The following is a 12273-nucleotide window of genomic DNA, read 5'->3' on the forward strand; positions in this document are numbered from 1 at the left end:
CCTATGCCCCCCGCCGGGCACGCAGGGCGCGCCGCGCCGACATGGCCTCGGCCCGCTGCGTTGCGCGATCGGCAAGGCCGGGGCCTTCGTCGTTGGCCGGTTGCTGCGGCGCTGGCCCGTCATCCAGATGCGCGGCCAACGCGGCCAGCGTCGGAAAGCGGAAGATGTCGGTGATCGACAGGTTCGCGGTGCCCAGTGCTGCGCGGATTTCCCGATGCGCCTGCACGGCCAGCAGCGAATGGCCGCCCAGCGCAAAGAAATTGTCCCGCGCGCCCACCGAAGGCACGTTCAGAACCCGCTGCCAGACGGCGGCGATGGTGGCCTGCACCCCGGCCTGCGGCGCCTCGAACGCCTGAGGGATTTCCGCAGTTGCCACCGGGGCGGGCAGCGCCTTGCGGTCGACCTTGCGGTTCGGGGTCAGCGGGAATTCCCCCAGCTTGACCACATGGGCCGGAACCATATGTTCGGGCAGACGCGCGGCGATATGGGCGCGCAAGGCATCGGTTGCCAGCCAGCTGTCGCCCGTGACATAGGCCACCAGCCGCAGATCGCCGGGGCTGTCCTCGCGGGCCATGACCACGGCCTGACGCACGCCGGGGAAGGTTTCGGCCACGGCCTCGATCTCGCCCAGCTCGATCCGGTAGCCGCGCAGCTTGACCTGATGATCAGCGCGGCCCAGGAAATCCAGCTTGCCATCGGCCCGCCAGCGCACCAGATCGCCGGTGCGATACATCCGCCCGCCGTGGAACGGGTTGGGCACGAACCGTTCCGAGGTCAGGTCGGGGCGCTGCCAGTAGCCGCGCGCCACGCCATCGCCGCCGATCCACAATTCACCCGGCACACCGATGGCGCAGGGCTGCATCGCCTCATCCAGCACATAGACCTGGGTATTGGCGATGGGCGTTCCGATGTTCACAACCGATTCCGCCGCAGTGGCGGCTTCGGTCGTGGACCAGATCGTCGTTTCGGTCGGGCCATACATGTTCAGGATGCGCGCGCCGGTCGCCCTGTTCAGATCGGCCACCAGCCCGCCCGGCAGCGCCTCGCCGCCGATCATCAGGGTCTTGATGCGCGACAGAGCGCCCCGCGCCTCGTCGTTCATGGCGATCATGCGGGCCATCGACGGGGTGCATTGCAGATGCGTCGCGCCGTGCCGGACGATCTGGCCAGCAATCGAGAAATCGGTTTCCGCCACCGACGCCCCGGCATTGGCGCGCTTGACCACCTCGGCCAGCGGGAACAGCCCTTCCAGCACGGTGTCCTTGGCGATACCATAGTCGATCAGGCAGGCGACCTCGGACACCCCGATCCGCTTGAGCTGTTCGACGCGGGCCAGGCAATCCTCGACCGTGCCGAACAGGCCCGAATCCTCAAAGTAGCGCAGGAAGGCGAAATCGAGGATCGCCTCCAGCTCGTCGCCGGACAGATCGCGCAGGTCGATGTCCATCGGATTGGTCACGCCCTGCGGCTTCTTGAAGGCCGGAAAGGCCCAGGCATATTGCTTGATCAGCCCGGCGGCCGAGCGCAGGTAATCCTTCATCGGCTCGCGCGCGATCTTGCGGGCGGTTTCACGGTCACGCGCCACGAAGGTGTGCAGCATCAGCGTGACAGTGAACCTGGCCGGATCGTGCCCCGCCTTGCGCAGGGCGTCGTGATAGATGGCGATCTTTTCCGCCACCTCGTCGATGGACTGCCCCAGCAGGTGCGTCAGGACATGGGCGCCGATCTCACCCGCCTCGCGCCAGGTCGCGGGGTTGCCCGCAGTCGTGACCCAGACCGGCAATTCGGCCGAAACCGGGCGCGGCTGGGTCAGCACGGCAAAGGGCGTGCCCGAGGCGGTCGGAAACTCGACCTTTTCGCCGCGCCACAGGCGCCGCACCTGGTCGATGCTGTCGAACATCGCCTGCCGGTTGTTCGGCGGCGTATTCTCGGGGCGCAGGACGAAATCGTCCGGCTGCCAGCCCGAGGCCATGGCAAGGCCCGCCCGCCCGTTGGTCAGGTTGTCGATCACCGCCCAATCCTCGGCGATCCGGGCGGGATGGTGCAGCGGCGCCACGCAAGACCCCGCCCGCACGCTGATATTGCGCGTCACCGCCGCCACCGCCGCGCCCGTCACCGACGGGTTGGGATAGGGCCCGCCAAAGGCATGGAAATGCCGCTCGGGCGTCCAGACGGCGCAGAAACCGTGGGTATCGGCGAATTTCGCCCCTTCCAGCAGCAGTTCGTATTTCGCCGGGCCAACGCCATCATCGTTGCCCCAGTAATACAGGCTGAAATCCATATGGCGGTCGCTGACCGTCGGCCCGTTCGACACCAGCGCCCTGTCCGCATCGCCCATCAGCACCAGCTTGAAGCCGCGTGTCAGGGTCCAGAACAGCTCCAGCACCGAAATGTCGAAGGACAGCGAGGTGACGGCCAGCCAGGTGCCCGGATCGGTGCCGATGCGGTCGTCCATGCCGGCAAAGAAGTTCGCCACGTTCCGATGGTCGATCATCACCCCCTTGGGCCGGCCCGTCGAGCCCGAGGTGTAGATCATATAGGCCATACCGTCGGGCGCCGCGCCGCCATCGGGGTTCGCCGTGCTGGCGGTATCAATGCGCCCGTCGCGGTCCAGCAGCAGTTGCGCGGTGCCTTGTGGCAGGCTGGCGGCCAGCGCGGAGTCGGTCACGATCACCGGCGCGCCCGAATCCTCGGCGTAAAGCGCGATGCGGTCGGCCGGATAGGCGGGATCCATCGGCACATAGGCCCCACCCGCCTTGAGGATCCCCAGCGCCCCGATCACCAGGTCGGGCGTTCGGCGGGTGCACAACCCCACCAGAGTGCCCGGCCCCACCCCCATCTCGCGCAGCACATGGGCCACACGGTTCGCGGCGGCGTTCAACTTCGCATAGCTGAGGCTGGTCGCCTCGTGCACCAGGGCGGGTGCGTCGGGGGTGCGCAGAACCTGCGCCTCGAATGCCCTATGGATCGGCAAGGGCTGGTAGTCGGTCGCCGTTGCGTTCCAGCCATTGACCGTCAGATCCCGCTCGGCCTCGGGCATGGCGGGGATGTCAGAAAGGCTCTGTCCGGCCGACAGGGCCTGTTTGATCGCCACCAGCCGCGCATGAAGAATACGCGCATAGACCGGGTTCAGCCGGGCCGCATCAAAGTGAAATCCCGTGGCGGTCAGCGTGATGACCGCGCCATCAACCGGCGCGTCGGTGCCGATTGCCAGCACGATCTGCGGCATGCTGACGGCGCCAATCGCCGGATCGCGCAGCGGCAGGTCGGCGGCAAAGCCGGATGCGCGGGTCGTCATCTGGTTGGGTCCGGCTTCGGTCACCCGCAAGGGCGCCCAGGGCGTCACATAGCCCGGCGCCTGCGGCAGGCGCGCATCGTGCAGCGCAATGTCCACCGCCTCGCGCGCTGTCAGGCGGCAGGCCCACAGCGCAATCGCCGCAAGGCCTGGATCGTCCAGCGGCAGCACCTGCCAATCCGGCGCGGTCGCGGCGGCGCTCATTGGCACCTCGGCCGGGACCAGATCGCGCAGCGCGCGGCGGGTGGCGCCTTCGGCCGGGGTCACGGCAGCGATGGCGGCGTCGATCCGCGCGGCATCAGCCGCCGTCAGCTGGGGCAAGACATCCCCGACCTTGGCCAAGGTCAGCGGACAGACTGCGCCCGGCAGATCGCGCAAGCCCCGCAAGGTCACGGCGCCCTGCCCGCAGGCCACCGTCAGCCCGGCCTGATCCACCCCTAGCACCTGCCCCGGCGCACCGTGCCCTTCGGCGGGCTCGGCGGCTGAAACAGTCACTATTCGGCCATTAGCCTCGATTTTCGGCAAAGCCAGCGGGTTGGCGTAGCTGCCATGATCCAACGCGTGAACAAGCGCCAGCAACCGATTGGCTGGCTGAGAGAAATCCAGCCGGGCTGCCGCGCGGGGCCGATCATCGCGGGCATGGTAGCTGCGCTGCGACAATTCCTGCGGCTGCCGGCGCGGCGCGCCCGATTCCAGCTGTGCGACCAGCGGGCCGAAACTGTCGATTGCGGCCTCGAAACATTTGGTGTTCAGTGTCAGCGCGGTCTCGCCCGGCGCAATCGGGAACAGGCGCTGTTCCAAAATGTCGCCTTCGTCGATGCCACCTTCGATCAGGTGCCAGGTGATGCCATGCTGCGCCTCGCCGTCCAGAATGGCCCAGACCGGGGCGTTCAGACCGGCATGGCGCGGCAGCGGGCCATCGTGAAAGTTGATCGCCCCGTTCCGCGCCTGCCGCAGCAGGGCATCGGGCACCAGGTTGAGGTTGGCGACGGAAAACAGCCAGTCATAGGCCACATCCGCCAGCCGCTCTGCATGGCCGGGCGCCTGCGCCTCGACCCGCACCCCGGCGCCTTCGGCCCAGCGGCGCACCTCGGCGTTGCGGGTGACGATGGCGGCGATCAGGTGCCCCCGGTTGCGCCAATGTTCGGCACATTGGACCAGCAGCGATTCATTGCCGATGAACAGGGCAGAGAGGGTCATGTCTGGCTCCGTGCGGGGCTGATCGCCCCGGTATCTGGCACAGCAGGTGCCGTGCTGGGGATGCGCGTTCCCATCGAAAGACTGTGCGCGATCAGGTCGCGCAGAAAATGCGGCGGATCGCCCGTCTCGCGCCGCGTCAGCGCGCAGCGCAGGCGCCACAGCGCCCCACCGGCCACATGTGCCAGCGTTGCAGCGGCTGCATAGGCGCGGCCGTGGCTTTTGGTGAAATACCGCCAGCGGCTGTCGAACCAATAGCGCGGGGTCCGCGTCCAGCGCTTCATCCCGGTTGATTCCGACCCGATATGCGCCACCTGCGAGGCGCGCACATAATCTGTTGCCCAGCCGGCACGGGCCGCACGCAGGCACAGATCGGTTTCCTCGAAGTAAAGAAAGAACCCCTCGTCAAAGAGGCCGATCCGGTCCAGCACCGCCTGACGCATCATCAGGCTGCACCCGGCGGACCAACCCACCCGCATCACCCCTGCATCGGGGATCTGCATCGGCACGACATGGCGGCGCAGCATCCGGGTGATCGGGCCGGTGCGGGCGGCGGCCTCCAGTTCCGACCAGACCGAAGGAAAGCGGAAGCAGGTGGTATGCGGCACACCATCGACCCCGTGAATATAGCTGCCGGCAAAGCCGGTCCCCGGATGCGCCTCAAGATGGTCGAGCAACAGGTGGATCGCGTCGGGCGCCGGAAAGGCGTCAGAGTTCAGGATATAGACGTAATCCGGCTTGCGCCCCCCAGGCAGCCCAGCCCGAATCCCGACGTTGTTCCCGGCCCCGAAGCCGCCATTGCGCCCGGCCTGCACGACGCGCACCCGCGACCAGCCACGGTCCGCGACAGCCTGGCGCAGCATCGCCTCGGACCCATCGCCGGAATCGTTGTCGACCACGGTGATGGCGCCTTCGATCCCCTCCATCGCCGCAAGCGCGGATTCGACGGACCTCAGGGTCATGTCAGGCGTACGCCAGTTGAGGATGACGGTCAGAACGGTGCTCATTCCGCAGCCTCGCGCAACGGCTTGGCCCCGGTTTCGGCCGCATCAAGCATCTTGCGGATGCGGGCAGCCAGAACGCGGACATTGGGTTCCAGCACCATGGAATCGTGATCGCCCGGCACCTCGACCACCTCCAGCGCGGGGGCAAAGGGGGTCCACTGATTGTCGGGGTAGACATATTCCTTGGCCGCGCTGACCCATTGCCCGCCCGACACCTGCCAGTGCCGGTCCAGCGCAGGGCGGAACAGGGCGACGCGGCCCTGCCAGCGGTGCAGCTGGTAGACGGGTAGCGCAGCGCGGAACGCCGTCTCGATCGCAGCGTTGTGCAGCTGATGGCCCTGCGCATCGGCCTGCGTCTGGCCCTGCTGCGCCTTCCATGCCTGACGGGCGCGCCACCATTCCAGCGCATAGCCCAGCCCCTTGCGGCGGAACTCGGCCAGCTTGATCAGCGCCTTGTCCTTGCGCGTCAGCTCCGGCCGCATCGGCAAGGGCGTGTCCAGCAAGATCACCTGCGCCACCACCTCGCCTGCCTCTTCCAGCTGGCGGGCGATTTCCCAGGCGATCAACCCGCCGCCGGAAAAACCGCCGACCAGATAGGGCCCATGCGGCTGCACCTGCCGCATTTCGGCGATGTAGTCGCGGGCGGCCGACACAAAGTCGCTATGCGGCTGTTCATCGCCATATAGCCCGCGGGCCTGAAGGCCATAGAACGGCCTGTCCGACCCGATCAGCTGCGCCAGATGGCGCAGGTTCAGCACATTGCCGAACATGCCTGCCACCAGGAAGAACGGCCGCTGCGCGCCGCCTTCGCCCTGATGCATCGGGACCAGATGGGTGAACCGGCGCTGCGGCGCGGCCGGGGCGGCGGTGCTGTCCTGCGGGCCGATCCGCGCCTCGATAAGTGCGGCACAGGCGGCGATGGTCGGCGCCTCGAACAGCACCGAGATCGGGAAATCGGTAGCCCAGGCCTTGCGGATCATCGCGAACAGCCGCACGGCGATCAGGCTATGGCCTCCAAGGTCAAAGAAGCTGTCCTCGACCCCCACCTGACCAACGCCCAGCAGATCCTGCCAGAACCCGACCAGCGTGCGTTCGATGTCGTTGCGCGGTTCCACATAGGCGCTGTCGAGATCAGGCCGGGCAAAGGACTGGCCAGCCGGCGCCTCGGCCTGCACCTCGGCGGCCTGGGCGACAAGTTCCGGCAGCGGCATGGACGAGACGATCACCGGGTTCTGCCCGGTCCCCAGCGCACGAATGAAGGCCTCGGCCCCCTCGGCCGCGCGGATCCCTTGGGCCAGGTTGTGGCGCAGGCGTTCCTCGGCCGGAGACAGGGCGCGCGAGGCATCCTCGTCAAACTCCATCTCGCGCGGGTCGGGGTGGGCGGTCAGCGACAGCGGGCCATCCAGCCGGCGGATCTGAAAGCCCTGAACCTCGATGCAGATGTTGCCCTGCGGGTCGGCAAGGGTGATGTCAAAGGTCGCAAAGGGCGCATCGGCACGGTTGTCGCCCGCATTGCGCACCCAGCTGACCACCTCGGCCGGCAGGGGGCGGAACACGCGCACCATGGCATAGGATACCGGCACCCACAGATGGGTGGGCTGATAACCCGCGATCAGCCCCATGGCCCAGCCGGTCGCCAGATCCATCAGCGCCGGGTGGATCAGGTGGCCATCGGCCAGATCGTGCCGGAAGGCCAGCGGCAACGATAGCCGGGCGATCCCCTCGCCCTGCCCCAGCGCCGTGCTGGACAGCACCCGCCAGCGCGGGCCAAAGGCAAGGTGTTCTTCCTGCGGGGAACGCATCCCCTCGCCCGTCACGGGCGCCGCACAGCGCGCGGCAATCGCCGCCGGGTCGATCCGGCCGGGCACGGCGCGGGTAAAGCCGATAGTCCCTTGCGCATTCAGCTGATAGCCGATGCGGCCAGAGGCGCGGGCATCGGACCGCACCTCGAACCCATAGCCCTGATCGGTGCGCGTCAGCCGCAACCGCAGGTGCCGGGTTTCCCCATCGGCCACCGCCAAGGGGCGGAAGAAATACAGGTCGCGCAATTCCCACGCGCCGGTTTCGCCCTGCGCCTTCAGCGCCTGCGCCGCCAGATCCAGATAGCCGGTGCCGGGGATCAGCGCATCGCCTGCCGCCGTGCGGTGGCCATCCAGCCACCAGCGGCCAACCTGCCAGTCGGCGGTGAACAGCCGGTTGCCCTGTGCGTCAAAGGTGGCGTGATCCAGCATCGGCACCCCGGCCGCAACCACGGGCGCAGGCTTGCGGCCCGTGACCGCCTCGGCTGCCATGCCGACATCGGACCAGATGCCCCAGTTCAGCGCCACGACACGGGTCTTGCCGGTATGCGCCTGCGCCCAGGCGTTCAGGAATTCGTTCGCCGCGACATAATCCACCTGCCCGGCCGGCGCGATGACGGTCGAGGTCGAGGCAAAGGCCACGATCAGCGACAGCGTGCCATCGGGGAAGACCTGATCCAGCACCTGTGTGCCGTGGACCTTGGGGCCGAACACATCTTCGACCTGCGCGGGGGTCTTGGCCAGGATCGGCGCATCGGCCACCACACCCGCCGCATGGATCAGCGCATCCAGCTTGCCGAACATGCGTTCGCATTCGGCGCGGGCCGCCCGCATGTCCTCGACGTTGCAGACATCGCCCTGCACAACCAGAACCTGCGCGCCCAAGGATTCCAGATGTTGCACAGCGCGAATACGGGCCGCCTGCGCGCCAGCGGGATCGCTGCGCAGCACCTCGGGCCAGTGCCCGCGATCCGGCAAGGCGCTGCGCGTCAAAAGGGCAATCTTTGCGCCAAGTTGCGTCACCAGCCGTTCCGCCAGCGTCAGGCCGATACCACCGAACCCGCCCGTCACCAGCACAGCAGCCCCTTGCGGCAGCGGGGCCGCCGCCGCCGGCAAGGCCAGCGGGCGCTGCACCAGTTCATACCGCCGATCACCGCGCAGGGCGGCGGTCAGATTCGCGGGCTCGGCCAGAAGTTCCTCGATGATGCGGTCGGTCAGCGCATCAACCCCTGCCTTGCCGGGCAAGGTCAGGTCCAGGCTGGAACAGCTCACCCCCGGAAACTCGCGCGGGATCACCCGCAGCGGGCCTTGCAGCGTGGCCTTGTCCGGATAGGCCAGCCGTTCCGCTTTCACCCGCACAGCCCCAGTCGTGAAGGCGGCAATATGGATGGGGCGCGGCAGGTTTTCCTCGGCCAGCGCTTGCGACAGGAACAGCAGCGACCAGAAGCCCTGTTCCTGATTGCGATGGAAAAAGCTGGATCCGGGGCGGAAGGTTTCCGCATCAGTCACCAGCCAGAAATGCGCGATCCGCTGGGGCGCAAGGCCATGCGCGACCAGCTCGCGCAGCAGGCGGTCGTAATCCTCGCGCCCGCGTTCGGGCGAGATGACAAAGGCATCCTCGCCCGTCCGGGCAAAGCTGTCACCGGCCTGAACCGTCACCACCCGGTGCCCGGCCGCGCGCAACCGTGCGACGGCCCGCGCGGCCACGCCGGCCGGATCGGTGAACACCAGCCAGGTCCGCCGCTCGGCCTGATCCAGCGCATCGGCATCCACCTCGGAGTCGGCCGCGCGCGGGCGCCAATGCGGGCGCCAGCCCCATTGGGCGATATCCTCGACCCGCTCGGGCCAGTGCCGGTCAGGTTCGGCCTGCGCGGTGCCCGGTTCGATGAAATAGCGGCTGCGCTGGAACGGATAGGTCGGCAGCGGCACGCGCTGGCGCGGCCCGTCCCCCCAGATCGGCGCCCAGTCGACCGCCACCCCCAACGCCCACAGCCGCGCCAGCGTGCCGATGAAATAGACATCATCCGCCAGCACCTGATCGGGATGACGGAGCGAGGACAGCACCTGGTTGGCCGCAACCCCATTGGCCTGCGCCAGCGAGGACAGCGCCTTGCCCGGCCCCACCTCGAGGAACACCCGATCGGGGGCGGCCAGACCGGCGATGCCCTGGGCGAACATCACCGTGCCGCGCAGGTGATAGACCCAGTATTCCGGGTCCGTCGCCTGCTGCGCCGTCAGCGGCTTGCCCGTGCGGTTCGAGATGATCGGCAGGGTCGGCGCATTCAGCCGGATCCCGCGCAGATAATCGCCAAACCGCTTCAGGATCGGTTCAAGCATCCGGGAATGCGCGGCGATGTCGATCTGCACGCGCTGCGTGTCGATCCCCTTGGCCGCCAGTTTCGCGGCCAGCCGGTCCAGTTCCGCCTGCGGCCCGGAGACCACGCACAGATCCGGCGCATTGACCGCGGCAAGATCCAGGCTGTCGCCCAGTTCCCGGCGCAGATCGTCTTCGGACAGCGGCACCGACAGCATCCCGCCCGGCGCGATGGTGTCGAACAACTGGCCGCGCAGATGCACCAGCCCGATGCAATCTTCAAACCCGATCACCCCGGCAAGGCAGGCGGCGGTATTCTCGCCCATCGAATGCCCGATCAGGTGCGAGGGGCGCACCCCCCAGCTGATCCACAACTGCGCCAGCGCATACTCGGTGATCATGATCAGCGGCAGCTGAACGGATGGCCTTTTCAGCGCCTCGGCCGCTGCAGGTTCGGCCCCCGGCTCGGGCAGCCACAACGCGCGCAGGTCGTAGTCCAGCCTGGGTTGCAGGTGATCAAGGCCGCGGTCCATCCAGTCGCGGAACACCGGCTCGGTCTCGTAAAGGTCGCGGGCCATGCCGGCATATTGCGCCCCGCCACCGGGCAGCATGAACACCACCTCGGGGTTGTCGCCCAGATGGGTATGGGTGAACACGCGATAGCGATCACCCGTTTCCAGCAGCCGCGCCGCCTGTTCATGGCTTTCCGCCACCACCACCCGGCGACGTTCGAACGCGCGGCGGCCCTCTTTCAGCGTAAAGGCCACATCGGCCAGCGGCTGATCGGGATGGGCGCGCAGATGGGCGGCCAGCCGGGCCGCAGCCTCGTCCAGCGCCTTGCCGCTGCGGGCCGACAGGACCAGCGGCTGGAACGGCCAGTCGGACGCGGCCGAGGGCGCGCGTGCTGGCGCCTCTTCGACAACGGCATGGGCATTGGTGCCGCCAACGCCAAGGCTGTTCACCCCCGCCCGCCGCGGCGCGCCCAGCGCCGGGAACGGCGCCAGCCGGTCGTTCACCCGAAACGGCGAGCTGTCGAAATCAATCGCCGGGTTCGGCGCCTCATACCCCAGCGAGGGGGGCAGTTCCTTGTGATGCAGCGCAAGGCCGACCTTGATCAGGCTGGCGACGCCCGCCGCCGTATCCAGATGGCCGATGTTGGTCTTGACCGATCCGATGCGGGCATAGCCCACCTTGTCCGTGGTTTCCCGGAACGCCTGCGTCAGCGCGGCCACCTCGATCGGGTCGCCCAGATAGGTGCCGGTGCCATGACATTCGACATAACCGACCGTATCGGCGCTGATCCCGGCCACGGCCTGCGCCTCGGCAATCGCGCGGGCCTGGCCATCGACCGACGGCGCCAGATAGCCCGCCTTGGCCGCGCCATCGTTGTTGACCGCCGTGCCCTTGATCACCGCCCAGACATGATCGCCATCGGCCAGCGCATCGGCCAGCCGCCGCAGCACGACACAGCCGGCGCCAGACCCGAACACCGTGCCCTGCGCCCGATGGTCAAAGGCATGGCAATGGCCATCGGGCGACAGGATCTCGCCATCCTCGAACATGTAGCCGCGCCCGTGCGGCAGCTCGATGGTCACGCCGCCCGCCAGCGCCATGTCGCATTCGCCGTTCAGCAGCGATTGCACCGCCAGATGCACCGCGACCAGCGAGGTCGAACAGGCCGTCTGAATGTTCAGCGACGGCCCCTTCAGATCGAATACATGGCTGACGCGGGTCGACAGGAAATCCTTGTCGTTCCCGGTATGCCGCAACAGGAACATCCCGGTGTTCTTCACCAGATCGGGGTTCGAGCAGACATTGAAATAGAAATAGCTGCCCATCCCGCAGCCGGCGAACACGCCGACCTGTCCGGGAAACCCCTCGGGCGGGTGACCGGCATCTTCCAGCGCTTCCCAGGCCACCTCCAGGAACTGGCGATGCTGCGGATCCATGATCGCGGCTTCCTTGGGCGACAGCCCGAAGAATTCGGCATCGAAATGATCGAAGCGATCCAGAACAACGCTGGCCGGCACGAAATTGCGCGCCCGCATCCGGGCCGGCGATTCGCCATTGGCAAGCAATTCCTCGGCGCTCAGGTGGCGGATGGATTCCAGCCCGGCCCGCAGATTGTGCCAATATTGCCCCACGGTTTCCGCATCGGGCAGATGCGCAGCCATGCCCACGATGGCAATGTCCGTCTCTGAAACCTGAGGGCCGTTGGCAGAAGCAATCATTGCGAGAGTCCCGGGAAATACAGGCGCAGGGCTAAGAAACAACCTTGGCCAAATTATGGACGGCTCGGTTCAGAATACCCCAAGTCGCGACACATATGTGGACACCCCCTTCGTCAAGTCTTTCCTCAAAGCGCGTCGAATCCGGTTGGGTGCTTGCATATGTCCGGCCTCGTAGTGCGGCCGGTTGGCCGCGGGCCCTGATGATATCCGCGGATCATGGTCCCTATCAAATCATCGCGCTTTTGGGCGCTGTCTCGCGAACGGGTTTTCCTGATCCCCGGCAAAACCGGTAGTCATCACGCTTCTTGGGCAGACCCTCCGAACTGTTGCGACGCCAGTGCGTCGTATTCTATGCGGCTGCTTCTCCGTAGACGGTTTTCCGTGCCATCACGGCCCAGCAGATCCGTGCCATCTTGTTGGCCAGGGCCACCGT

General features: G+C 67.4%; 3 protein-coding genes. All 3 read right to left on the reverse strand.

Annotated features, from left to right (window positions below; all coding sequences use genetic code 11):
- Position 1: 1 nt before the first annotated feature.
- From G481_RS0113070 to G481_RS0113080, 3 genes are read right to left on the reverse strand one after another with little or no spacing between them, the layout of a single operon-like run.
- Positions 2-4495, reverse strand: a complete 4494-nt coding sequence (locus tag G481_RS0113070) for a MupA/Atu3671 family FMN-dependent luciferase-like monooxygenase (protein ID WP_028030437.1) — start codon at positions 4493-4495, stop codon at positions 2-4.
- Positions 4492-5499 (reverse strand): glycosyltransferase family 2 protein, encoded by a 1008-nt coding sequence (locus G481_RS0113075; RefSeq protein ID WP_028030438.1) that lies wholly within the window; start codon positions 5497-5499, stop codon positions 4492-4494. Before G481_RS0113075 ends, G481_RS0113070 begins: the two co-directional genes overlap by 4 nt.
- Complete coding sequence (locus tag G481_RS0113080) at positions 5496-11840, reverse strand: type I polyketide synthase (protein WP_051294524.1); 6345 nt, start codon at positions 11838-11840, stop codon at positions 5496-5498. Before G481_RS0113080 ends, G481_RS0113075 begins: the two co-directional genes overlap by 4 nt.
- Positions 11841-12273 lie beyond the last annotated feature (433 nt).

Origin of the sequence: Gemmobacter nectariphilus DSM 15620 (assembly GCF_000429765.1) — a bacterium.
GTDB classification, from domain to species: domain Bacteria; phylum Pseudomonadota; class Alphaproteobacteria; order Rhodobacterales; family Rhodobacteraceae; genus Wagnerdoeblera; species Wagnerdoeblera nectariphila.

What these genes read in the sequence shown, in the direction of transcription:
- G481_RS0113070 (WP_028030437.1), bottom strand. Translation starts at nt 4,495, where the DNA reads ATGACCCTCTCTGCCCTGTTCATCGGCAATGAATCGCTGCTGGTCCAA.
- G481_RS0113075 (WP_028030438.1), bottom strand. Translation starts at nt 5,499, where the DNA reads ATGAGCACCGTTCTGACCGTCATCCTCAACTGGCGTACGCCTGACATG.
- G481_RS0113080 (WP_051294524.1), bottom strand. Translation starts at nt 11,840, where the DNA reads ATGATTGCTTCTGCCAACGGCCCTCAGGTTTCAGAGACGGACATTGCC.